Origin of the sequence: Aquimarina algiphila, assembly GCF_947494415.1 — a bacterium.
Classification (GTDB): Bacteria; Bacteroidota; Bacteroidia; order Flavobacteriales; family Flavobacteriaceae; genus Aquimarina; species Aquimarina algiphila.
Genome location: NZ_CANLVC010000017.1, coordinates 1 through 26,659 on the forward strand (window position 1 = coordinate 1; position 26,659 = coordinate 26,659).

Consider the following 26,659-nt stretch of genomic DNA (forward strand, 5'->3'; position numbering starts at 1 on the left):
CTTAAACCCCCTAAAAAAATAAACCAAATCTCAATGAACTAAACAAAACAATACCCCGTTTTGCGGGTGCAAATATATACTAATTAAAACAAAAGCAACATCTTTTTTTAGAAAAATTCTCAAGAAATAAGGAAACTCCTGATTTTAAAAAAGATAGAAAGCTAAGATAATAAAATTAATTAAACTGAGTACGAGTTTTTTAGACTTTTTTACTTAACTCTGCCCTATTCTAATTTTTATCTAATACCTGTATTAAGGATGGAAGTGGCATCCTTTTGTTTATATTATATGGTTTAAAATGCCCTATTCTTAACATCACAACTTCTAATATCTAATAAAAGATCTTCCTCTACAACAAAAGATATAACGGACAGCCTGACCCCAGCATTGGGGAAATACCCACAAATTAATTCTTACCTGAGGCTGTTTTTGTTGTATCTGACCATTTGTTTCTCAAATCATAAAAACTAAAATCTAATGCAGTTTTTTGCTCTTTAAGAATATTTGATTGAAAACTACGCTGTAAAATATCCTCTATCCAGTAATCTTCCTCTACATTAATAGGGTCATATTTCTCTTTTAATGAAATATTAAACAATTTGGCAGTACTATTGTACCAAAAAGCTTTCCATCCACTTCTATATTCTTTCACCAATTGAAACATGGTATTACCTGTTTGACGATAAATCAATTTTACAAGTATCTGCCCTTCTGTACGTGTGAGTTTTTTTAACTCTGCTGTAAACTCCTCCTCCATATATTTTTGCAATATTTTTATATATCGCTTTTTCTTTTTCTTGGACTGGATACTTTCTAATCGATTATTAAGTGTTGTTAATCTTTCTGCAGCCAATTTTGCATAAGGATATACTTTTCTAGTTTTACGTCTAAGTATGAGATATCGTCTTCTGGACAGTTTATCTTTAAATTTTAATCTTCGTAAAATAATAACCTCATCGAGATTTATAGCTTCATGAGGTATCGTATCCCCATCAATAATATAATACTGTATAAATCCTGTAGTATCTACTAAAGAAGTATCAATCTGCTTTTGAGTTCCTTTTTGAGAGTATAGTAAGGACACAAACATTAGAGATGTTATATATAATATTGAATGTTTAGACATAATAGACTTTGAGAGCTTCTAAAATTGTTCCAAAATTAGCAATTAACCAATAGTAAACTGTAAAATGAATGTGAATATTATTATTTTCGCAATAAAACCAAATAATACCATGGCAAAAAAAAGCATTCTAAATAAAAAGTCCTTGACTTTTCTTGAAAAATATTTAAATAATCCTGCTCCAACCGGATATGAATGGGAAGGGCAAAAAATCTGGATGAATTATCTAAAACCATATGTAGATGAATTCATAACAGACACTTATGGAACTGCTGTTGGTGTAATCAACCCTAAGGCTAAATACAAAGTTGTTATTGAAGGACATGCTGATGAGATTTCATGGTATGTAAACTACATTACAGATAACGGGCTTATTTATGTTATCAGAAATGGAGGAAGTGATCATCAGATCGCAACTTCTAAACGTGTTAACATTCATACAAAAAAAGGTATTGTAAAAGGTGTTTTTGGATGGCCTGCCATACATACAAGAAAAGGAGCAAAAGAACAAGCCCCTACTCTAGAGAACATTTGTATTGATGTGGGTTGTAACACCAAAGAGGAAGTTCTAAAATTAGGAGTTCATGTTGGTTGTGTTATTACTTATCCTGATGAGTTTTTTATTTTGAATAAGGATAAATTTGTCTGTCGTGCCCTTGACAATAGAATGGGGGGATTTATGATCGCTGAAGTTGCCCGTTTATTGAAGGAAAATAAAGACAAGCTTCCTTTTGGATTGTATATCACTAATTCTGTGCAAGAGGAAATTGGTCTTAGAGGTGCAGAAATGATTACACATACTATTAAACCAAATGTTGCCATTGTTACTGATGTTTGTCATGATACTACTACTCCGATGATCGAAAAGAAAACTCAAGGAGAAACTAAAATCGGAGATGGTCCTGTAATTTCATATGCTCCTGCTGTTCAAAACAGGTTAAGAGAGCTTCTTATTACTACTGCAGAAAGTAAAAAAATTCCTTTTCAGCGTATGGCTTCCAGTAGAATGACAGGAACAGATACTGATGCTTTTGCTTATAGTAATGGTGGTGTTGCCTCTGCTTTGATATCATTACCGTTGCGTTATATGCACACTACAGTAGAAATGGTACACAGAGATGATGTAGAAAATGTTATAAAATTAATTTACGAAAGTCTGTTAAATATTAAATCTGGGGAAAGCTTCAGCTATTTTAATAAATAGTATTTCTTTTTAGAATAAGACTTTAAAAAATACTTAAGACCGCAAAGACGATTATCGACTTTGTGGTCTTTTTTCATTTGGAATATTATATTTGTCTTTATTAAGTTTACGTAAAACTCTCAGAATGAATAAAAAAACTACTTTAATAGTATTTTTACTATATCACTTAGTATTGTTTCCTCAAAAGAATATTGACCCTACTTCTGAAGATATTCAACTCGCTAAAGAATTAAAAAAAAAGTACCTAGAAGATGATGTTGCTATTTTAAACCATGTTGAAGATATTTCTTTTGATTTTGACAAGAAAACAGAACAAGTAATTGTAAAACACAACAATAATCAGGAATACATTAACCTGGACTCCAGAACCAAAATACCTCTTTATCTATTTTATGACGAACAATCTACAATAGATAGATTAAAAGTATCTTATAGAAATGATAAAAACGCAGGAATATATTTTGGTGATGAATACTATAATAATGAGGAGTTGTTTCATACCGATGCCAGAGTAAAATGGACGACATTAAAATTTCCCCTTTTAGGTTATAAATACAACTTTAGCTATACCAAAACATATAGCGATATAAAATATTTTGTCAACACTTATTTTGACGACACTTATCCTATTCTTAAGAAAACGATTAAAGTTCATATCCCGGATTGGCTGTCTTTAGACATAAAAGAGATTAACTTTGATAATGCATCTATTACAAAAGATTCTAAAAGAGATGATGAAAATGGTATTACTACCTATATTTATACTCTTGAAAACAGCAATGCTATTCCAAAAGATGAGAATAAACCAGGGCCAACATATTACAGACCTCATTTACTGTTCTTAGCCAAATCTCATCAAAAAACCGGAGAGAAAAAAACACTTTTAAATAATACTGGAGATTTATACAATTGGTATTATTCTCTTGTTCAACAACTAAAAGATGATCCCGAAACTATAAAAGAAAAGACCTTATCAATAATCAAAGACAGCCAGACAGAAGAGGATAAAATAAAAGCAATTTACTATTGGGTCCAGGATAACATAAGATATATAGCTTTTGAAGATGGAATTGCCGGGTTTAAGCCCGATGAAGCTCAAAATGTATATCGCAAAAAATATGGTGACTGTAAGGGAATGGCTAACCTTACTAAGCAAATGTTAAAAATCGCAGGTTTTGATGCAAGACTCACATGGATTGGTACCAAGCGTATTGCATATGATTATTCCTTACCAACTATAGCTGTAGATAATCATATGATTTGCACAGTTATTAATGGTGATAAAAAATATTACCTGGACTCTACAGAAAAATACAACCCATTAAATTATAGCGCAGAACGAATACAAAACAAACAAGTACTTATCGAAGATGGAGACAGTTATATTCTTGACAAAATCCCTTTATATGAATCAACTCAAAATCTTGAAACATTTGTAGGCGATTTTATTATTGAAAAAGAGGAGTTAATAGGTAAGATTTCCAGAGAATATAAAGGAGAAAGTAAGTCTCACTTCTTATATAGTATTAACAATTTAAAAACAGATAAAAGAGAACAAATATTAGAATGGTATATCAAAAGGGATGACAATAATTTATCCATAGCTAATATAGATGTTACGGATATTACAGATAGAGATGGTGATCTAAGTCTAAAATATAATATTAATCAGAAAAATGCAGTGAGTGCTTTCGAAGACGAATTGTACATTGACATTGATTATTATAAAGAATATAAAAACCTTAACCTCGACAAGAGGTCTATCGATTATATGTTTCCATACAAAATCTTTGAAAAAACCGCTATCAATTTAGAAATACCAACAGATTATAAAATTAAAGAATTACCAAAAGATTTAAAAATCAAAAATGACGATTTCGAAATCATTTTTAGTTACAAAACAGATGGTAAGAAAATAAAATATGAAAAAACAATTCATTTTAAGAACGCAAAAATTAGTGCTAATGCGATTGATGCATGGAAGGGTTTTCATTATAATTTAAAGGAACAATACCAAAAACAAATCATTTTAACAAAGGGAAAATAAAATTTTATACCCACTAAAAAAACATGAAAAAATACCACAATCATCAATCTATCTATTTCTTTACTCTATTTTTCTTATGCATTACTTTATTTGGATATGCACAACCCAAAAAATCTGAAGACATTAAGGCTTTTATTTGGGGAGAAAATGATACCTATAAAAAAATCCCTACTGTACCAGAAAAATGGAAAAACGAATCTGCTGTTGTTATTTTAGATAACCAAAATCATTATTATAATAAAAGTAAAAAATCATTAGATAATTTTTTCTTAACCAGAAGAATCATTAAACTAAATGATAAAGCAGCTGTTGAAAAATTCTCTGAATTTAATTATCCTACTTTTCTAATTGAAGGAATTAAAGAGATTAAAACCTGGATGGGTATAAAAATCATCAAACCCAATGGAGATGTAAAAGAGGTTGATGTCGAAAAAGAAAAAATCAAAACCTCTTCTGATAAAGCCGTATACTATTATGGTTTTATAAAGAGTAAAATTAAATCTGATGAAATCTATAAACTTGCAGTTCCAGAATTAGAAATTGGCGATATTATTGATTTTTACATCTATTCTTATGAAGAATACAAAACCTCCGGGAGTTATGTAATGGATGCTATAGAAACTACTTTAGGAGGAGAATACCCTACCATGGATTTTTCACTGAAACTAAAAGTAGAAAACGATTTCTTTATTAACTTTAATTCTTATAATGGAGCTCCCCAATTAAAGGATATTACAGCGCCTAAACAACGTGATAAAGAATATCAATTATCCGCAAAAAATGTAGAGAAAGTAGAATCTTTACAATGGTTATACCCATTGGTAGAATACCCGTCTTTTAAATATCAAATATCGTTTGCTAAATCAAATGTATACGAAGATAGAACAAACGCATTTTTATCAGAAAAAGAAGACATTATAAAAAAGGGGATGACTTCTGAAGAAATGCTGGAGGAATATAAAAATGGATATCCTTTAAAGTATGTAGCCAAAGACATCAAGAAATTTTTTAAAGAAAAAGAGCTTAGTCAAAAAGAATTAGTAGAAGAAGCTTATTACTATATGCGTCATGTCTATCTCAATCAATATCTAGAAGGAGTGATAGCAACTGAAGAGAAATTAACCGACTTATATTATCCACTAGTATTATATAAAGACCCTATTTTGGTAACAAAACAGTCCCAGTTTTTGCTTCGTTTTGGTTCCTTTCTAAAAAGAAATGACATTCCGTTTGAAATTATAAAAGCTAAGCATAGGTATGATGGTAGTATTGATGATCTATTAATCCGAAAGAATCTCACTTCGATAATAAAAGTGAACTTAGAAGAACCTATTTATGTATACCCTTTTGGCAACAATACCTTTTTTAACTGGATTCCTTCTTCTGTTGAAGGCACAAAGGTTTATGCCATGAAGTTTACTGAAAAATATGATAAGCTGGAAAAAGTCGAGAAATCCAAATTACCCATATCAAAATATACAGATAATAACACAAAAGAAATTTCGAATATTACTTTTGATGATACATTTTCTAAAATCACAGTGCATAGAGAGTCTTTTCTTAAAGGACACAATAAAGTAAATCAAATGAACGAAAGGCTGTTCTTTTTTGATTATGTTGAAGCCGAATATAAAAAATATGGAACGACTCCTTTTATAGATCTTCTAAATAAGAAAAATAGAAAAAAATACGATCAAACCTTTGTTGCTTATAAAGAAAAACGTTCTAAAAAGAGACTTAAACGATTAGAAGAAAGTACTCAGGGCGAATTCGATTTTAAAATTGAGGACTACACCTATGATATAGTAAATACTGGAAGAAATTCTATAGATGATTTATTAAATTATAAAGAAAAATATACTATAAAAGATGATTTAATAAAAAGAGCTGGACCTAATCATATCTTAGAAATAGGAAAGCTAATTGGTAACCAGGTTTCTATAGAAGACAATGCTAAAAATCGAAAAGAAAACATTTATATGCCATATCCAAGGTCATATAATAATGAAATTATTATTAACATCCCAGAAGGATATACGGTCTCTGGTTATGAAAAGTTAAACATGAAAGTTGAAAATGAAACTGGTGGATTCATTAGCGAAGCTAATCTTAACAAAGATACATTAACGGTAAAAGCATATAAATACTACAAAAACAATTATGAACCCAATGGTAACTGGAATAAAATGTTAGAATTTTTGGAAGTTGCTTTTCAGTTTTCTCAGGAAAAAATTCTGCTTAAAAAGAAATAACTAAGTTTATACTATAAAATTCAAAAAGACAGCCCTCTATGATTAACATAGAGGGCTGTCTTTTTAATAAAACACTTAAGCAAAAGCTGATAAATCTCATATTCTTCAGGTTACTTTTTACATAAATTAGTAGTATGAAAAATACAATTGCAGAAAGAATTTTTGATTTTTTAAAAGACTTTCCTCCTTTTCATCTATTAACTCAAGAACAGCTTTCTAACGTATCAAAAAACGTAAAAGTTGTTTATCTACAAAAGGAGAAATATGTATTCAAAAATAATGATGAAATTCATAATCATTTCTATGTGGTAAAAGATGGGGCTATTGGAATTTTCAGAGAAGAAGATAATTTATTAGTCGACAAATGTGATGAAGGAGATATCTTTGGTCTACGTGCACTCATAAGAAAAGGAAATTATATTCTTAGTGCTAAAGCTATAGAAGAAAGTATTATATATAGTATATCCTCTGAGTTATTAGAAAAGATTATTACCACAAATATTGAAGTTAATAAATTTCTATTGGCAAGTTTTGCTACAAATACTCGAAATCCATATTCTAATGAAAACCAGGGCACTCTCTTTGGGCAAATAAAAAAAATTCAAAAAAACGAATTAAACTTTACCGAAATTCAATCTGCACAATATTCAAAAAACCCTATTACATGCACCCTGGATACTACTATTTCAGAAGCTTCTATACTTATGACCAATAAAAGAATTGGATCCATAGTCATTACAAAACAAGATAAACCAATAGGTATAATAACAGATAAAGATCTAAGGACCAAAATTGCTACTGGTAAATTTTCTATAGAGGATAAGGTTCATAAAATCATGTCTTTTCCGGTAATAACCTATCCAGAAAACATCTCTATTGCAGAAGCCCAGATCGCTATGCTTCAAAACAAAATCACGCATTTATGCATTACCAAAGATGGTACCGTAAATTCTAAACTGACAGGGATTTTATCAGAACATGATATCGTGGTTATTCATGGAAATAACCCTTCTGTACTTATTAAGGAAGTAAAACGAGCCACAAAAGCAGAAACATTAAGGTATATCAGAAATAAAGCAGAACAACTTATCCAAGGATATATTAATCAGCATATTCCTATTTTTTTTATCTCTAAAGTTATATCTTCTATTAATGATGCTATTATTGAAAAAGCTATTGCTCTTTCTTTAGAAGAAATGGATACTCCCCCACCAACAACTTTTGGTTGGTTATCTTTAGGAAGTCAAGGCAGAAAAGAACAACTGCTACTCACAGATCAGGATAATGCTTTAGTTTTTGAGAATGTTCCTCAAAAAGATTATAATAGAACCAAGGATTATTTCATTTCTTTATCTAAAAAAGTAACTCAAAAACTTAATACTGTAGGTTTTGAATTTTGTCCTGCAAAAATGATGGCCAGCAACCCTAGATGGTGTCTATCCTTACAAGAATGGAAAAATCAATTTAATAATTGGATTACTCAACCCGACCAAGATAAAATAATGCTCTGTACCATATTTTTTGACTATACTCTAGTTTATGGCAATCAAGAATTAGTGAATACTATGTCTGATAGTATTTTTAAATCCATAAATACATATGAGATCTTTCTAAATTTTTTAGGCCTAAATGCACTAAAAAATCCTCCACCTTTAAGTTTTTTCAGAAATTTTCTGGTTGAACATAGTGGTCGTCATAAAGATCAGTTTGACATCAAAACCAGAGCCATAATGCCAATGGTAGATGCTGCACGATTACTTGTTTTATCTCACAACATCAAAGAGTATAATAGTACAATTTTGCGTTTTGAAAAATTAACTCAAATTGAACCTCAGAATAAAGACTTATTTACATCATGTATCAATGCTTTTGAAATATTACTTACGTTTAGGACTCAGCAAGGATTACTTCATAAAAATTCTGGAAGGTTTATTGATCTTAAGTCACTGAGTAAGGCCGATCGATTAAAACTTAAAGGTTGTTTTAAATCTATAAAAGATATTCAAGACCTCATCAGAACACGTTTTAATTTATCTCAATTATTGTAATATGTTGTATTGGTTTAGACATAAGAATTATCCTGACTTCTGGAATCAATACCGAAATCATTTTATCAAAAAGAAATCATTTGATCTAGACATAACTCGTTTTATTGTATTTGATACTGAAACTACTGGGTTACACATAAAAAATGATCGTATTTTATCAATAGGTGGAATTAGTATTATTAGTAATACCATGGATGTTTCAGATAGTATCGAATTGTACTTAAAACAGGATACATTTAATCCAGAAACAGTGGAAATACATGGTATTCTAAAAGATGGGAACAATATTAAAATCAATGAGAAACAAGCTATAATTGAATTTCTGGAATATATCAGGGATGCCGTTTTAATTGCTCACCATGCCTCCTTCGACATTGCAATGATCAATGAAATTTTAGCAAGGCAAAGATTACCTAAACTCAAAAATAAAGTACTGGATACTGGGGTGTTATTTAAAAAAACTGAATTATGTCACGTCAACAGTAAACCTTATTCTTTAGATGAACTCTGCGCTATATTTAATATCAAAAAACATGATAGACATACAGCCTCTGGAGATGCATATATAACCGGACTGATATTCTTAAAAATCCTTGGTGAATTAACCAGTAAAAAAAGGATAACTCTAAAGGATCTATTTTATAATCGCAACAGGCCAGGATTACTTTAACAATATACTAAGAGCAAATACTTTCTCCTATTTACCATAAAAACAATGAAGTATTAAAAAAATACTTCATTGTTTTATTTCATACTTATATATCACAACGCTTTATCCATAATTTCCTGAACAACTTCAGGGTTCAGCAATGTACTAGTATCCCCTAGATTACTAGTATCTTTTGAAGCTATTTTACGTAATATTCTTCGCATAATTTTTCCACTTCGTGTTTTAGGAAGCCCTGGTACAAATTGTATTTTATTTAACTTAGCTATCGGTCCTATTCGATCTGTAATTTGTTGATTCACCTCTTTACTAAGATTATCCCTATCGCGATACTCGCCTGTTTCTTTAAGAATAATAAATCCATATAGAGCATTTCCTTTGATATCATGAGGAAAGCCTACAATGGCAGATTCTGCCACTGCCGGGTGTTCATTTATGGCGTCTTCAATTGGTGCAGTACCCAAATTATGACCAGACACGATTATCACATCATCTACTCTTCCTGTTATCCTATAATATCCAACTTCATCTCTTAGTGCTCCATCTCCTGTAAAATACTTATTTTCAAAAGCTGAAAAATATGTCTCTTTAAAGCGTTTATGATTTCCATATATTGTTCTTGCTATAGATGGCCATGGAAACTTAATGCATAATCTCCCATCTACCTGATTCCCTTTTATTTCCAGACCATTTTCATCCATTAGAGCAGGTTGTATTCCTGGCAATGGTAAAGTAGCATAAGTGGGTTTGGTTGGTGTAGAATATGGTATTGGCGAGATCATTATACCACCTGTTTCGGTTTGCCACCATGTATCTACAATTGGAGATTTTTTTTCTCCTACATGATCATTATACCAATGCCATGCTTCTTCATTAATAGGTTCTCCAACGGTTCCCAGAACTTTTAAACTAGAAAGATCTCGATTTGTTACATAATCCAGGTTTTCTTTAGCCAAAGCTCTAATTGCCGTAGGTGCAGTATAAAATTGAGTAATCTTATGTTTCTCTACAATATCCCAGAACCGTCCAAAATCGGGATAGGATGGTACTCCTTCGAACATAACTGTTGTTGCTCCGTTTGCCAATGGACCATACACAATATAAGAATGTCCGGTAATCCAGCCAATATCAGCAGTACACCAATAAATATCATTCTCGCGATATTGAAATACATTTTTAAAACTGTATGCAGTATATACCATATATCCTGCTGTTGTATGCAACATCCCTTTAGGCATCCCAGTGGAGCCAGAAGTATATAATATAAATAAAGGATCTTCTGCATCCATAATTTCTGGCACACAATCCTTATATGCTTCATCAAGCAAAGGTTGCAACCATAAATCCCGGCCGTCTTTCATAGCAATATCTGAATTGATTCTTTTTGCTACCAAAACCGTATGAACACCGGGGCAACTTTCTAAGGCCTCATCTACAATACCCTTCAAATCAATTGTTTTAGCCCCTCGATAAGATCCATCAGACGTTATCACCATTTTTGCTTCACAATCATTGATTCTAGTCGATAATGCACTTGCAGAAAACCCTGCAAAGACAACAGAATGTATGGCTCCTATCCTAGCACAAGCCAACACAGAAACCGCCAATTCGGGAATCATAGGTAAATAAATACATACTCTATCTCCTTTTTGAATTCCTTTTTCTTTAAGTACGTTGGCAAATTTACATACCTTTTCATGTAATTGTTTATATGTAATATGTTGTGCATCTTCATTTGGGTCATTAGGTTCAAAAAGAATAGCGGTTTTATGTCCCCTATTGCGTAAATGCCTATCTATACAATTTTCTGTTATATTTAATTTAGCCCCTTCAAACCATTTTATTTCGGGTTTTGTAAAATCCCAACTTAACACATTATCCCATTTCTTTCGCCACATAAAATGTTCTTCTGCAACTTCTGCCCAAAACGTTTCGGGATCTCTAAGTGATTTTCGATATACTTGATAATATTCTTCTAGATGTTTTATGTGATAATTACTCATTGTAGTTGATTTTTATATTTTCCTAATCTATGTGTTTTATATATATATTCGATTTCTTTTACTATAGCTACATCGTCAATGGTTGATGGAGTCTTATATTCTGTATTATTCGCAATATTGCGTAATAATTTTCGTAAGATTTTTCCAGAACGAGTTTTGGGTAATCTCTTTACAACCAAAACATTTTTAAAAGATGCTACTGCCCCAATATTATTACGTACAGTATTGACTATTTCATTTTGTAATTGTTCATTGCTTGTTGTTTCTCCAGATTTTAGAACAACCAATCCCAGGGGTTTTTGTCCTTTAATATCACAATGAATTCCAAAAACAGCGCATTCTGCAACGGATTTGTGTGAAGCTACAATTTCTTCCATTTCTGCCGTAGAAAGTCTATGTCCTGCTACATTAATTATATCATCTACTCTTCCTGTTATGAATACATAACCATCCTCATCTTTATAGCCGCCGTCTCCCGAAAAATAATATCCTTCAAAACGTTCCAGATATCCTGCTTTATATCGTTCAGGATTTCGCCATAAATTTGATAATGTTCCTGGAGGCAATGGTAATTTTACTGTTACATATCCTTCAACATTTGCAGAGGTTTGTACTCCGTCTTCATCTAGAATCTGAATATCATAGCCGCAAACTGGTTTGGCTGAAGAACCAGGTTTTATCTTTAGTAATTCTAATCCAACCATATTTGCCAACATTGGCCATCCTGATTCTGTTTGCCACCAATGATCTATTACAGGAACTTTTAGTTTATTTTCTGTCCATTTTAGAGTAGCTACATCACAACGTTCTCCTGCCAGGAATTGATATTTTAAGCTAGACAGATCAAATTGTTTAATCAATTCTCCTTGGGGGTCTTCCTTTTTAATGGCTCGAATAGCTGTTGGTGCAGTAAACATAACTTTTACCTTATGTTCACTAATTACTCTCCAAAAAGTAGACGCATCTGGTGTTTTGATAGGCTTACCTTCAAAAAGAATAGTTGTATTTCTATTTAATAATGGTCCGTATACAATATAACTATGCCCTACCACCCAACCTACATCGCTTGCTGCCCAGTACACATCTCCTTCATCTACACCATACACATATTTCATTGAAAATTTTAAAGCCGTAGCATACCCTCCAGAATCTCGTATAATTCCTTTTGGTGTACCGGTCGTTCCTGATGTATATAAAATATATAAAGGATGAGTTGATGATACAGGCACAGGTTCTATTATCGAAGCTTTTGCAGTGAGTACATCATAATCTATATCATATGATTTATTTGAAATTTCTACTCCTTGTTTCCTATCATAATTAACAACATAATTTGGTTTATGTTTTGATTCCTCTATAGCTTTATCCACAAAGGGTTTATAGGGAATAATACGTTCTACTTCAATTCCATTAGAAGCTGTTATTACAACTTTAGGTTCACAATCATCAATTCTTATCGCTAATTCGTGAGGAGCAAAACCTCCAAACACCACTGAATGAATGGCCCCTATACGGGCGCAAGCTAACATAGCATAGATCGCTTGCGGAATCATTGGCATATAAATAATAACTGTATCTCCAGTAACAACCCCTATATCATTAAGTCCTCCTGCCAGTTTTGAAACCTCATATTGCAGTTCACTATACGTAATATTTTGTTTTGTATTGGTTACAGGTGAATCATATATAATAGCATTTTGATGACCATACCCATCCTCGATATGTTTATCTATACATAAGTAACTTAAATTAAGTTCGCCATCTTTAAACCATTCAAAATGATTATCGCTATCTCTGGATAATATTGTATTTGGTTTTTTATACCAAGCTAAGTTTTGCATTTGTTCTTTCCAAAATTCCTCAGGATTTTGTATGCTTCGGTTATAAAATTCTTTATACTTCATGGCTTCGTGTTTTTAGTCTTAAATAAACCAAACCAATTTGGGTTCAATACTTTTAACTTTATAAGAACCCAAAGTATAATTACAAAACAAGCTCCCATTACAATAGAGTTAAGAGGGCTTATCGGTGTTTCGTTTTCGAACTTAAAGCGAAAGTATAATGAAACGATCACATAGATACATATAACAATATCAGATATTAAAGGATTTAATCGTAATTTCATCTTTACTAACTTTAGTTAAACAATTGTTTTATTCATCTTAATAAAAATCAATTCAGTAATTCTTCTATTTCTATAACTAATTTTTTAACTGAAAATGGTTTTGTCAAATACTTGTCTGCTCCTAACTTTAGGCCTTTTTCAATATCAGCTACTTTATTTTTGGCAGAAAGAAATACTACTTTGGTATTTTTAAGTGACGGATTACTTTTTATTTTTTTTAATGTTTCATATCCATCTACATTAGGCATCATAATATCCAAAAGCACCACATCTGGAATATTATCCTTTGCAATTTGTAAAGCCTCTCCTCCATCTCTGGCTATAAATACTTCAAAATTCTTTTTCTTAAAAGTATATTCAAGCGACATTACAATATTTGGTTCATCATCTACTATTAAGATTTTTTTCATAGGTATAAGGGTTTCTGTACTGTTGATTTTGAGACTATCCTCTTTATTTATTCTTATTTAGGTATGGTAAATACAAATCGAGCTCCTTTTTTATATTGTTTATCAATCCATATTTCTCCTTGGTGACTTTCAATAATTTCTTTACTAATTGCTAAACCTAGTCCGCTACCCATAGGTTTTTTGATATTTTGATGTTTTGATTGGTAAAATTTATCAAAAATATAATTGAAATCCTCTTTTGGGACACCTTTTCCATTATCTTCCACAATAATCATAATTTCATTTTTCTTTTCTTTTGTTACAACTTTAATAATTCCTTTCTCGGGTTCTGTAAATTTTAAAGCATTAGAAAGCAAATTCGTTAATACTTGTAACATGCGATCTTCGTCATATTTTGCGATAGTTTCTGATCCATTTTTATGAATTACATTTATACCTTTATTATCTGCAATTTGTGAAATCCCATAAATTGCTTTTTCTATGGTACTGCTTATTTGATTAGACTGTATCTCTAGCTCCTCTCTGCCACTAGATAGTTTTTCTAAATCTAGTATATTATGAATCAATCTAGCCAATCGGTCTGCATCGGTCACAATATTATTTAGAAATTTACTTTGAAGCTCGTCTGGCATATCATCTCCATCTGTTAAAACTTCTGAAGCAGCCTTTATAGACGTAATTGGAGTTTTTAATTCGTGAGCAATCGTATCTAAAAACTCATCCTTTAAACGATCCTGAAGCAACAGTTCACTATTGGCTTCTTTTAATTGATTAGTAAGAATAGTTAATTCATTTGATTTTTCTTTTAATGCTTTATTTGTGGCTATAGTTTCTTTAGATTCTTCCAAAATTTTTAAAACCTCTAGTAAGCTTACTGGTTGTTCTTTGGCAACACTACCAATAAGAATTCGCGCAGAGGCACTACCTATACTACCTGTTAAGAGTTTTTCTGAAAAATTTATAAGTCTTGAATCTGCTCTTTCTTCTTCTTTTGATACTTTGTATTTTAAGTTGAAAAGGTTTAATGCCCGTTCTGTTCGTTCTTCTCCCAAAAATCGAGTCAATACATTTCTAATATCAGAAACATAGGCTTCTCCTTTCCATACAAATGCTCCTTCTTGTAAATTAGCATAGTTACTGCTATTCACAAACATTTCTGCATAATTACGTTCTCTATAATTACCTTTAGATAGTAATGAAAAAATTAGGAAACTAAATGTATTAAAAAACATACTCCAGAAAAAAGCATGAGCCTCTGGACTTAAAAAATCTATACCAAATAATGCATATGGTTTCAATAGTTCAACTCTGAACAGTCCTTGATCTACAAATGAATTATTTTCTGCTAACACATTAAACACAAAAGGCAAAATCAAAGTGTAAATAACTATAAAAACTCCTATGATCATACCAATTTTTGCTGCTCTTGCAGAACCTCGATTCCAAAAAAGACCTATAAAAAACGAGGGGGCAAGTTGTGCTATTACAACAAAGGAGATCAATCCTATTGAAAATAATGATAACTCATATGAAAAATTAATATAGAAAAAATATGCTATAATAATTAAAGAAAAAATCGATATTCTTCTGATATTCTTAATGTAATTTGCATTCTTTTCTGGATTACTTTTAATAAATTTATCTAGAAATCCATATGGAATAATCAAGTTATTACTTACCATAGTAGATAAGGCTAATGTAGAAACAACTACCATAGAAATTACTGCTGAGAATCCTCCTAAAAAAACTAACATCGCCAATATAAGATTATCATGGTGAAGAGGTAACAACAGTGTATAATAATCCTGGTTTACTTCATCTGTTAAGGTCAAATTTCCTCCCCAGGCAATAAAAATTACAAAAACATTAAACAACAACAAATAGAGTGGAAATAACCAAATTGCCTTTTTTAGATATTTCTCTCTGTCATTTTCTACTACAGCTACATGAAACTGTCTTGGCAATAAGAAGATTGCAAAAAACGAAAGCGCAATCGTGAACATCCAATTAAATCCGGCTTCCAATCCATTGAAAGATGTGATTTCACGAAAATTATCGAGCTGAGAAGCTTTCTCATATATCTGTGTTGTTCCATCAAACAAAAAGAAAGTTACATAAATACCTATAACGAGAAAGAATACTAATTTTAAGATAGACTCTACAGCTACTGTAGTCATAATACCCTTTCTACGTTGAGAAGCATCTGTTGCTTGAGTACCAAAAAAAGCAACGAACACCGCTAATAACACAGCTATGTAAAATGTAGAATCATCCAAAACAGATGTAGATACATAACTGGTTTCATCAGTAATAATTTCGAAGGTTTCTGAAATTGCTTTTAATTGTAATGAAATATAAGGTACTATTGCAAAAACACAAATCATAGTGACCAACGCTCCTAAAAAACGGTTATTACCATATCTCAAGGAGATAAAATCTGCTATACTAGAGATTTTATGTTGTTTAGAAATTCGGATAATCTTTTTCATCACCACAATCCATAGCGGAATAGAAATTACGGGACCTAAATAGATTGTTAAAAAACTAATCCCAGATTGTGAGGCAATACCAACGCTTCCATAATATGTCCACGCAGAACAATATACCGCCAGAGAAAGCACATATATATATGGGTTGTTAACCCATCTGCTTTTCGAATTTTTTTCAGCCCAAAAGGCGATAAGAAATAAGAAAGCCAGATAGATTACAATAATCGTTATCAGGAGATAGTTATTCATAATGCTTACGCAAAATCACAAATGATATGGCAACGGCAATAATCCATATCAGGAAAATAAAGAAATAAATCATTGGAAACCCTAAAAATTCGCCAAACTGATCAAAAATTAATATCAAAGGGACATTCCAGAGTAAAAACAACACTAGAGATAGTACGATTAGCTTTTGTTGATGTCTTTTTTTCATTTTTATAAAATCACCCTTATAAATTTAGTAAAAAAACGGTGCCATACGAATTATACAGCACCGTAATCTTCTAACTAAAAAATTAATGTGAAGACGCTTCTCCCGCCCCACTCGGTATTCTAATATTTTCAACTATTTCTTGCACTTCTTTTGGAGGTGCAGCTGTCATTCTTGAGACTACTACAGAAATGATTACATTAACAATCATAGCAATAGTACCAAAACCTTCTGGTGATGTACCAAACCACCATTCACTAGCTGGTCTTGGGTCCATCACTCCTATTAATCCTGTTTTATATCTAATCATATAGAATAACATTAGAACAATACCTACTACCATGCCGGTTACTGCTCCTTGTCTATTCATACGTTTATCAAAAATTCCAAGAATTATAGCCGGAAAAAACGATGCTGCTGCCAGACCAAATGCTAATGCAACAACAGCTGCAACAAAACCAGGTGGATAAATACCGAATAATCCTGCAATAATAATAGCAACTAAAATACTAATGCGTGCTGCTAAAAGTTCTCCTTTTTCAGAAATGTTTGGTTTGATTTGTTTTTTGATCAAATCATGAGAAATCGAAGTAGAGATGACTAATAATAATCCAGCTGCTGTCGATAAAGCTGCTGCTAATCCTCCAGCTGCTACTAATGCAATTACCCAGTTGGGTAGTTTTGCAATTTCTGGATTGGCAAGTACCATAATATCTCTATCTACGTATAATTCATTGGCAGAATCATTCGCATTAGACACCAAACGTTCTCCATGTTCACCTCTCTCCCCAGTATACTTAGGTTTCCCATCAGTTGCTTTTCCATTTACATATTGAATTTTACCATCATTATTTTTATCAGACCAAGATATCAAACCTGTATTTTCCCAGTTTTTAAACCATTCTGGCACTTCTTTATATTGTGTGTTACTTACCGTTTCTATTAAGTTTGTTCTTGCAAAAACTGCAATTGCTGGTGCTGTAGTATATAAAATCGCAATAAACAATAATGCAAGACCAGCAGATTTACGAGCATCTTTTACTTTAGGTACAGTAAAGAAACGTACAATTACATGTGGTAGCCCTGCTGTCCCTACCATTAATGCCAATGTAATCGCAAAAACGTCCCATGTTGATTTTGATCCATCTGTATATTCATTAAACCCTAACTGGGTATGCAAGGTATCTAATTTGTCAAGCAAAAATGTACCATCCTCTACAGTACCTCCCATACCTATTTGAGGTATGATATTGCCTGTCATTTGCATTGAAATAAAAAAAGCAGGAACCATAAATGCAAATATTAACACACAATATTGTGCTACTTGCGTATATGTAATCCCTTTCATTCCTCCTAAAAAAGCAAAAACTAAAACAACTGTCATACCTATGATTACACCTAAATTAATATCTACCTGTAAAAATTGAGAAAAAACAATCCCTACACCTCTCATCTGACCTGCCACATAAGTAAATGATACAATTAAAGCGCAAATTACTGCTACTGTTCTTGCCGTATTAGAATAATATCGATCACCAATAAAATCAGGAACTGTAAATTTTCCAAATTTCCTAAGGTAAGGAGCTAACAATAAAGCTAAAAGTACGTATCCTCCTGTCCATCCCATTAAAAACACAGAACCATCATAACCCATAAATGAAATCAATCCTGCCATCGAGATAAAGGAAGCGGCACTCATCCAATCTGCTGCGGTTGCCATACCATTAGCCAAAGGTGATACTCCTCCTCCTGCTACATAAAATTCTTTTGTAGAGCCTGCCCTTGCCCATATAGCTATTCCGAAATAAATAGCAAAAGTAATCCCTACTAAAATCCATGTCCATACTTGAACGCTCATAATAATATATTTTTTTGGTTAGTATTAAGATTACTCGTTGTAACCATATTTTTTATCCAGTTTATTCATCAATCGTACGTATACAAAAATGAGTATAACAAAAACATAGATAGAACCTTGTTGAGCAAACCAAAAACCAAGTTTAAATCCCCCAAGTCTAATACTGTTTAGCGCATCTTTAAATAAAATTCCTGCTCCATAGGAGACTGCAAACCAAATAGTCAATAAAATGACTAAATACTTGAGGTTTTCTCTCCAATAAGCAGTTGCTTTTTTTTGTTTTTCTGACATAATTATTAATTTTAGAGATAGATCATTGCTTGTAAGGTAACAAAACTTTGAGCGTCATTATCACCATACTTTGTATTTAAATATTCTAGTGTAAGTTTAGAATTATGACCGCTGAAGTATGCATTTGCTCCCACTCCAAATGTGGTTGCATTATCATCTATAAGGTCAATAGAACGTAAATTAAATGACCCATACGGTTGAAATTTAATCTTCTTATTATCATTAGGAATAACATACCCTACATGACTATAGATCATAGAACCTGTTTCATATGTTTGTCCTAGTGTAAAATTGTCTCCATAATCATTGTTCTGATAGGATGCATAAGCGGTTATTGCAGATCCATTCTTTCCTATTGGAGCATCATAAAAGGCATCAACCGCAAAAATTGCGACATCTTGCCCTTCTAATGTTAGATCATCATTAACAAGAACACTTCCATCTGGGTGATAAAAGAACCCCGCTCCTACATTAAAAACTTTTTTACCTCCTAAATAAGATCCAACTTTATAGGGTAAAAAATTAGATTCCTGATCTAAAAAATTATAATCAAAATATCCTGCAAAGTTCTTCCCTGCATCTTTTGAACCTAATAGATCTCTCCCTGCATAATAAGTATCACCAGCAATAAAAGTATCTGGATTGGCAAGATCAATTGCAGAATCTAAAGTGTTTTTACCAGATTCATTAACTGAGACTCGATATTGGAGTTTTCCAAATGATCCTTTGAGATAAACTCCTATATGACGTGCAAACTGATCAGATAAACCTATAGTAGCCCATGATTGACGATTATTATCTAATGTCATGATATTAAGCGTACTTTGGTTATTAAGGCGTGAAATACCGTTCCAATAATGTAATCCTCCCCCGATTGCATGTTTCTCACCTAAGCTATATTGTAACCAAAAATCGTGGAAGAAGAGTTGAGAGCTATCTCCTTTTCCTGTTGGACTTTGATTATCTCCATTTAAGCTATTTAATCCAAAATGAGTAAGAATCAAGAAATCTTTATTTATTTGAGAAAATGTTAAAATACGTGCTCTTCGAATGCTAAAATTTGTTTTACTAACATCGTCAGGCACTTCATCCTGATATCGTGCCCAGAACTGACCCCAAGAAATTATTCTAAAATATTTTGATCCATCTTCATTTAGTTTAACTTTTAGCCCACCTGTATAATCAGGTGATCCTTGAGAAAATCCTAAATATGGTACCAAAAAACAACCTAAAAAAAGTAGTAATATGAGCTTTTTCATAATTTAAGAATTAGATTTTAGAAAATGATTTGTACTACTGATGTAGTGTTGTGCACTTGTTAAAAGTCTAAAAATTATGTTAAGCAATAAAAATTAGTATAGTTTTTTGCTAATCACTATAGTTATTCTCTAAAACGTTCCCATTTAATAAGCATAAATTTATCCCCCAATTCTGTTACAACAACACCAGCTCCTTTTACATTATCGGGAGATTGAAAAAAAGTTGCTAATTCTGAAGCATTTAGAATCTTATAAGTCGGATGATATTGCGAATTATATGGTCTTTTAATATTATATTTCTTTACCCAATTGATTACGCTAACGTGAGAAATCCCCAAAATGCGTTCAATTTCGCGATATGTTAATCCCTCTAAATAAAGCTGCAAAGCTTTGTTCACATAATAGTCATCTATCTTCTTACCAAGCTTATTTACTGTAAAATTATAATTACAATTTTTACATCGATATCGCTGCCTATGATTAATTACACCACTTTTAATATACTCCGATGAATTACAATTTGGACATACTTTTAAATTCATGTATAGTATTTTTGCATAAATATATCATTTTAGCAATAAAAATATAATAATTATTTAATACTAATCATAAATAAATCTAATTTTTAAACGATAATTATTAAAAATATATCTTTGAATATTAATAAAAAATGAAAAATCAGTAATTACTTATGTCAGATGAATTGATAGATATATTAGATGAGTATGGAAAGAGCACCGGAGAAATCAGATTAAAATCTGAAGCTCATCAATTAGGGTTATATCATGCTAGTGTACATATTTGGTTTTTTACGGATGATGGTCGGATTTTATTTCAGAAACGTGCAAAGAATAAAGATAGTTTTCCTGATTTATGGGATGTATCTGTAGCAGGTCATATTGGAGCTGGAGAAAGTCCAGAGAATTCTGCCATTCGCGAAATTGAAGAAGAAATTGGTATATTGGTTCCGGTACATAAGTTAGAGTTTATTGGCACATATTTAGCAAAAAAAATACCCAAACCTGATTTTCTAGATAACGAGTTTCACTACATCTATCTAAGTAAACTAGATGTCTCTATCAAAAAATTAAAACTACAAGAAGAAGAAGTCGCTGGTGTTATTCTTTTTGATAGTAATGATTTTAAAAATATTCTTCATAACCCTATTAAGTATAAAGATTATGTACCTCATGATCTGGAATATTATCACTTTATTCTTAAGGAAATCACAAATCGATTATAATAATACTTCTATTACAACTAACTATTGTAACTTCTACCGCTAATCTTTTATTATAGTATTTTTGTATTAAAATAACAAAAACGATAAATAAAAACTATAATGAATTTAAATAATAAAACTGTAGATACTTTAAATATTTTACTCGCTGATTATCATATACATTATCAAAAACTCCGAAATTTTCATTGGAATATAACAGGCCCACATTTTTTTGAACTTCATGCAAAATTTGAAGAGTTTTATGAAGATGCTAAATTAAAAATAGATGAGATTGCAGAGCGTATTCTTACACTAAGAGGAAAACCTGTGAGTAATTTTAGTGTATATTTAGATATTTCTAATATTAATGAAGCAAGTACTATACTTACAGACTATGAAATGGTTTCTACTATTTTAGAAGACCATAAACTACTTTTAAAACAACTCAAAATAGTAACTGTCGCTGCAGAAGAAGCTAAAGACGATGGGACTCTTGATATTACAGGAACGTATATAGGAGAAATAGAAAAAACAAGCTGGATGCTCAATGCCTGGAATCAGAAAAATTAAAATAATAAAACTCTCATATCTTATCCTTTTGACAACAATGACAATGAGTTGTCAAAAGGATAAACATTCTGATTTAACTAAAATCAAAAAACTCTCGCACTCTATTCACGAAATCTCAGGTATTACTATGTTGTCTGATGCTAAATTATATGCTATCAATGATTCTGGTAATGATAACACCGTATTTTGTCTAAATCAAAAAGGCGAGATTATAAATGAAATTAAAATTCCTGGCACTAAAAATATAGATTGGGAAGATCTTGCCTACGATCAAGAAAACAATATCTACATTGGAGATTTTGGAAATAATAATAATGATCGAAAGAACCTTGTTATTTATAAAGTCAATGGACTATTATCAAATACAATATCCGTAGAAAAAATTAGATTCATTTTTGAAGATCAAAAAAAGTTCCCTCCCAAAAAAAAGAATTTCAATTTTGATGTTGAAGCTTTTATTCACCTTAACGGAAATTTATATTTGTTTACTAAAAATCGTGCTAAAAATTCAAAAGGAAAGACCAAACTATACAAAGTATCTGCCACTCCAGGAAAGTATATGGCCAAACTAGTTGGAGAATACAAAACATGTGAAGATAGTTCTAATTGCTTAATTACCGGTGCTGCGATCAATCATTCTGGTGATAACATTGCACTTCTCACTCACAATAAAGTTTTTTTAATAACTGATTTTACAGAGGATAATTTGTTTAATGGAAATATTAAAAAAATAAAACTAAAGCATAATTCACAAAAAGAAGGTTTATGTTTTAAAAATGACAGTACCCTTTTTATTACTGATGAGAAAAGTAAGTATGGTAAAGCTACTTTATACGAATATAAAATTAAAAAATAAGTGATTTAATCTTATTGATTATCGTATCCTAGGATTTTTGATTTTAAAAACTCAAACCAAAACCAAACGTAAAACGCAACCCATCATCACTCCCAAACAACCCTAATTGCCCTCCTATAGTATCAATTGCATTAATCCACATTCCTCCTCCATAAGAATCATGCCACTGATCAGAATTCTCGCCATCAAGCCAAACTCTTCCGACATCATAGCCTCCAAATACACCTAATTGTAACGGCAATATACCCGTTTTAAACTTATTAAAACTATATCTTAAATCATTACTAAATGCTAATGCACTTTCTCCTGTAAAACGTTCTTCTCTATAGCCTCTTAATCCATTAATCCCTCCTAAAACTGCTCCCTGATAAAACTCAAAACTATCTCCTATAATTACCTGAGCCATAACATCTGTTTTCAAGACTAATTTTCTATTTCTTGTAATTGCATTATAAAAGCCTAGTTTTGGATAAACATACCCATAGGTACGATCAGTATCTTCTACATTCATCCTCGCTCCTGTTTGCAATTTAAACAGCATTCCTCGAGAAGGGTTCACAGCATTATCATAACTCTCAAATTTATAGTGTAAATCAATATTTCCAAAAAGCTTTCTTTCAAAAAAATCAGGATCTTCACTTACAAAACCTAGACCAGAAGTAATAAATCTTCCTCCCGTATCCTGTACTTCTATTCCTTCATAATTTGCCTTTATCGAAAATGTAGAACCATAATTTCCTTTTTTAGAAAAGCCAAAACCTAAAGCCCATGTACCAATCTTTACTCTATTATAATCTAAACCTAATTCATCATCATTATTCACAGAACTATTACCTAATCCAAAAAAGTTTTGCGCATAATTTTCACTTGTGATTAAACCGCTAAGTAAGATATTCCAATTACCAAGGGCATTCATATATTCTCCTAAATAAGATATATCATATCCTCCTTGAGTCTGAAAATAATATGCCGCTTTAAAAGTATGTTTACTATGATATGGGTTATTTTTAAACCCTTTTATAGTAAACACATCGGTAAGACTTACATTTAGACCATCATCTGGATTAAAACCAATAAAAGGAGTTACGACATTAGTTTTTTCTATGTATTTATTATAGTCATACAGGTTATACTTATAAATATCGCTCCATATAAATTTTGCTCCACCTTTCTTTTCAACGGTATTAGGCTTTGAATGATGATCATACACCTTAACTTTTCTTCCATTTTCTATAGTATACACATCATTATTTTGTCCTCCTATAATTCTTATTCTAATAGGTTTCTTCCCCTTACCTCTTACAACAAACTGATCATCATCATCTAATCCATAAATCCAAATTTCTTTTGTCTCTTTGGAATTAAAAACTCTTTGACTATAAGGCTTTTTTATTTTTCCTCCCTTTATTCTTGATATTTTTATTGTTGTTTTATAGTCTCCTCTTATGATTTCTATAAAATCATCTTTGTCTGTTCCTGTTAAAATAGCATGTCTTGATAGATATTTATAATATCGCTTAGCGATATCTTCTATATTATCTCTTCGTGATTTTAAATCCTTTTGGATTCTTTTGATCGTTTCATCCTGAAGTTCTTCTGGGAGATTTTTAAATGCTTTTTCTATATCGTTATCAGATAGATTTTCTTTAATGTATCTAGCTTGTTCTATCCAAATCTTTTCTCCAGAATTCTGAGTTAGCTTTCTATCTAATGGTAGTCCTGATTGATTTACCCATCTTACCTTTTTAAGTTTTTCATCATAAACCTGAAATTTCCTAGCCAGTGGAACTACAAATTTTATAATATCTAAAAGTAATCCATCATAATTTGAAAATACCTGATCTCTATCCCTGGGAATGGGCCTAAATATCTTTTCCTTTTCTTTATCAAATTGAGCCCATCTCCACTGATCAGAATGACGATCCCAATCCCCTAAAATCATATCAAAAAGCCTGGTTCTAATATAATGTTCTTCATCCATTTTGTATTTTTCATCCTTCCTTAATTTACTAAGAAGATCATCTGTACTTTCTATATCATCAGGTTTTCCAAAAGACACTTCATCTTTGTATTCTTTTCCCGGACGTTCTTCAAGAAAATAGATTTCATCCCCAAATTTTTCATTATACTTCCCTAGTGCAGGATGTTTAGGAATATAATATAATTTTGGATTAGCATGATAAACTCCAATAGCATCGGCTAGGGTTCCTACGGTTAAAAATGCATAAGGATAACTTGACGTATAAAAATCAGAAAGCACATCTTCTGTAAGCGTATTATCAAATCCATCATCCAAATAGGTATATTTAAAAGCTCCTTTTTGTAAAAACTGCGTAACACTTTTTCTCATAGCTCTTAAACTATATCGTTTTCCTTCCTTATCTACAAGACGTAACGATCGTGTTACTTGTCCTCCTCCTTGTCGGTCAATAGTAAAACCACCCATAAGAGTATCTAGAGTTGCTACCGGTACTTTGATATCTGTTCCGTATATATTGCGATAATGATCCCCCCACATCGATTTATAAAACTTAGATTTCTTCACTTCTTCTTTTTTATAAATTGAAGCCGACACTTCTGTTTCAAAAGAATTTGGGATATCACTAAAAGAATATTCTTTTTCTTTGGGATGTACCTCTGTCTGATACACTAATTTAGGCTCTCCATTTTCATTTGCATAAAATCGAACGTTTGAAGCGCCATTTTTATATACATCTAATACAGCAAAACCCTGACCTGGATATGAAAATAATCCATCTTTCCCAAGAGCCGCCGCAGAAACCTTAGATCCAGAACCTGAAATAATTTGCTTGTCTCCGTCACTATCAATATACTGCAAAGAGTGTTCATGACCGGATACAAAAACTACTCGATCCATAGCTCTGGTCATTGTAGAAAGTCTTCTCATTAACCTGCTATAGTGAACATTAGATACATCCTGAGCTGTAACCCCTCCTTGAGAACGAATTAGAGTTGCTAACGAACCTAAGATCGGAAGAGGAATCTTTTTCTTTGAAGGAAAAATATGCTTACCAAAATTGTATTTACCCCCATGAGGACCATTAGTATACATTGGATGATGCATTGCAATAAGAATCGTCTTCTTACTATGTTTCTTCAACTCTCCTTCTACCTCAAGAAAGAATTTTTCTCGTGTCTTAATTTCACACTCATCATTTATGGTTGGGTTTTTATCCCAATTTGCAAGATACCATTGTGTATCCAAAATTAACAAATGGACTTTGTCATTTATTTCTACACTTTCCAGAGGGCAACCTTTAGGAGGTAAGAATGCATTATCATTTCCCATTTTCTCTATTACATATTCCTCTTGTCGATGTAAACCTTCTACTCCATTATTGTACCAATCATGATTTCCAGGAATAAAAGCCACCTTACCTTTAAAGTTTTCTATGCTTTCAATTTGAGCGTCTATTCTACGTTCTGATAAAGCTCTTTCTGGTGATTCTTTCTTAGGCATTCCCTTTTGATAGATATTATCACCTAAAAAGAGTACATAATCATCGCTAGACTTGACCGTATCCAGGACTTTTTTTAAAATTGCTAATCCATCTGAAGTTTTTTTCATGGTGGCATAACCTGCATCTCCAATCAAATAAAATCTTTTTTCGATTGTAACCCCTTGACTGGGTAATGTTTGAGTGAAGTTTTCGACTTTATACTGAGGAGAGTATGTTGCACATGAACTAAGTAATAGAGCAACACAGATTATTAGAATCTTATTATATTTATTCATTGTTTGAAGTACAATCTCTTTTTTTTAATTATTTTGGTTACCGAA

Annotated in this window: 19 protein-coding genes; 8 read left to right on the forward strand and 11 right to left on the reverse strand. The window is 31.6% G+C overall.

Translation table 11 applies throughout. The features are described from left to right. Positions 1-406 precede the first annotated feature (406 nt). Positions 407-1,126 carry a DUF4294 domain-containing protein gene (locus tag PQF96_RS27915; RefSeq protein WP_109435376.1) on the reverse strand — a complete coding sequence of 240 codons (720 nt, stop codon included), beginning with the start codon at positions 1,124-1,126 and terminating at the stop codon, positions 407-409. Between the two features lie 109 nt (positions 1,127-1,235). Between PQF96_RS27915 and PQF96_RS27920 the strand changes: the two genes are divergently transcribed. From PQF96_RS27920 to PQF96_RS27940, 5 genes are all read left to right on the forward strand, one after another. Beyond that, the gene (locus PQF96_RS27920) at positions 1,236-2,327 is read left to right on the forward strand and encodes a M42 family metallopeptidase (protein ID WP_109435448.1); all 1,092 of its coding nucleotides are present in this window, start codon (positions 1,236-1,238) and stop codon (positions 2,325-2,327) included. Between the two features lie 124 nt (positions 2,328-2,451). Continuing rightward, positions 2,452-4,374 carry a transglutaminase-like domain-containing protein gene (locus tag PQF96_RS27925; RefSeq protein WP_109435377.1) on the forward strand — a complete coding sequence of 641 codons (1,923 nt, stop codon included), beginning with the start codon at positions 2,452-2,454 and terminating at the stop codon, positions 4,372-4,374. A 23-nt stretch (positions 4,375-4,397) separates the two neighbouring features. Next, positions 4,398-6,626: a hypothetical protein gene (locus PQF96_RS27930; protein WP_271770297.1), complete on the forward strand. Its 2,229-nt coding sequence runs from the start codon at positions 4,398-4,400 to the stop codon at positions 6,624-6,626. 134 nt (positions 6,627-6,760) lie between these two features. Beyond that, positions 6,761-8,674, forward strand: coding sequence for a DUF294 nucleotidyltransferase-like domain-containing protein (locus PQF96_RS27935; protein ID WP_271770299.1), 1,914 nt, complete (start codon positions 6,761-6,763; stop codon positions 8,672-8,674). 1 nt (position 8,675) lies between these two features. Then, the gene (locus tag PQF96_RS27940) at positions 8,676-9,344 is read left to right on the forward strand and encodes a 3'-5' exonuclease (RefSeq protein ID WP_143916237.1); all 669 of its coding nucleotides are present in this window, start codon (positions 8,676-8,678) and stop codon (positions 9,342-9,344) included. Between the two features lie 92 nt (positions 9,345-9,436). On the opposite strand, the gene acs is transcribed toward PQF96_RS27940, so the two are convergent. The 9 genes from acs to PQF96_RS27985 form a co-directional block, all read right to left on the reverse strand. Beyond that, complete coding sequence (gene acs / locus PQF96_RS27945; protein ID WP_109435381.1) at positions 9,437-11,344, reverse strand: acetate--CoA ligase; 1,908 nt, start codon at positions 11,342-11,344, stop codon at positions 9,437-9,439. After that, positions 11,341-13,248, reverse strand: coding sequence for an acetate--CoA ligase (locus tag PQF96_RS27950; RefSeq protein WP_271770301.1), 1,908 nt, complete (start codon positions 13,246-13,248; stop codon positions 11,341-11,343). Before PQF96_RS27950 ends, acs begins: the two co-directional genes overlap by 4 nt. Positions 13,249-13,516: 268 nt before the next feature. Further along, complete coding sequence (locus tag PQF96_RS27955) at positions 13,517-13,879, reverse strand: response regulator transcription factor (protein WP_109435384.1); 363 nt, start codon at positions 13,877-13,879, stop codon at positions 13,517-13,519. A gap of 53 nt (positions 13,880-13,932) precedes the next feature. Next, positions 13,933-16,617 carry an ATP-binding protein gene (locus PQF96_RS27960; RefSeq protein ID WP_271770303.1) on the reverse strand — a complete coding sequence of 895 codons (2,685 nt, stop codon included), beginning with the start codon at positions 16,615-16,617 and terminating at the stop codon, positions 13,933-13,935. Next, on the reverse strand, positions 16,610-16,804 hold the full coding sequence (locus PQF96_RS27965; RefSeq protein ID WP_109435386.1) for a hypothetical protein: 195 nt from the start codon (positions 16,802-16,804) through the stop codon (positions 16,610-16,612). The genes PQF96_RS27960 and PQF96_RS27965 overlap by 8 nt, the downstream gene beginning before the upstream one ends. Before the next feature lie 82 nt (positions 16,805-16,886). Continuing rightward, positions 16,887-18,659, reverse strand: coding sequence for a sodium:solute symporter family protein (locus tag PQF96_RS27970; RefSeq protein WP_143916240.1), 1,773 nt, complete (start codon positions 18,657-18,659; stop codon positions 16,887-16,889). 30 nt (positions 18,660-18,689) lie between these two features. Then, positions 18,690-18,950, reverse strand: coding sequence for a DUF4212 domain-containing protein (locus PQF96_RS27975; RefSeq protein ID WP_109435388.1), 261 nt, complete (start codon positions 18,948-18,950; stop codon positions 18,690-18,692). A gap of 11 nt (positions 18,951-18,961) precedes the next feature. Continuing rightward, positions 18,962-20,209, reverse strand: coding sequence for a hypothetical protein (locus tag PQF96_RS27980; RefSeq protein WP_271770305.1), 1,248 nt, complete (start codon positions 20,207-20,209; stop codon positions 18,962-18,964). Between the two features lie 122 nt (positions 20,210-20,331). Then, positions 20,332-20,751: an IS1/IS1595 family N-terminal zinc-binding domain-containing protein gene (locus PQF96_RS27985; RefSeq protein WP_109435390.1), complete on the reverse strand. Its 420-nt coding sequence runs from the start codon at positions 20,749-20,751 to the stop codon at positions 20,332-20,334. Positions 20,752-20,900: 149 nt separating this feature from the next. On the opposite strand from PQF96_RS27985, the gene PQF96_RS27990 reads away from it, so the two are divergent. From PQF96_RS27990 to PQF96_RS28000, 3 genes are all read left to right on the forward strand, one after another. Beyond that, entirely contained in the window at positions 20,901-21,452 is a 552-nt protein-coding gene (locus tag PQF96_RS27990) for an NUDIX hydrolase (RefSeq protein ID WP_271770307.1), read from the forward strand. 99 nt (positions 21,453-21,551) lie between these two features. Then, positions 21,552-22,001: a Dps family protein gene (locus PQF96_RS27995; protein WP_271770309.1), complete on the forward strand. Its 450-nt coding sequence runs from the start codon at positions 21,552-21,554 to the stop codon at positions 21,999-22,001. After that, the gene (locus tag PQF96_RS28000; RefSeq protein WP_271770311.1) at positions 21,979-22,857 is read left to right on the forward strand and encodes an SdiA-regulated domain-containing protein; all 879 of its coding nucleotides are present in this window, start codon (positions 21,979-21,981) and stop codon (positions 22,855-22,857) included. Before PQF96_RS27995 ends, PQF96_RS28000 begins: the two co-directional genes overlap by 23 nt. Before the next feature lie 43 nt (positions 22,858-22,900). On the opposite strand, the gene PQF96_RS28005 is transcribed toward PQF96_RS28000, so the two are convergent. Further along, positions 22,901-26,614 (reverse strand): metallophosphoesterase, encoded by a 3,714-nt coding sequence (locus tag PQF96_RS28005; protein ID WP_271770312.1) that lies wholly within the window; start codon positions 26,612-26,614, stop codon positions 22,901-22,903. Positions 26,615-26,659 lie beyond the last annotated feature (45 nt).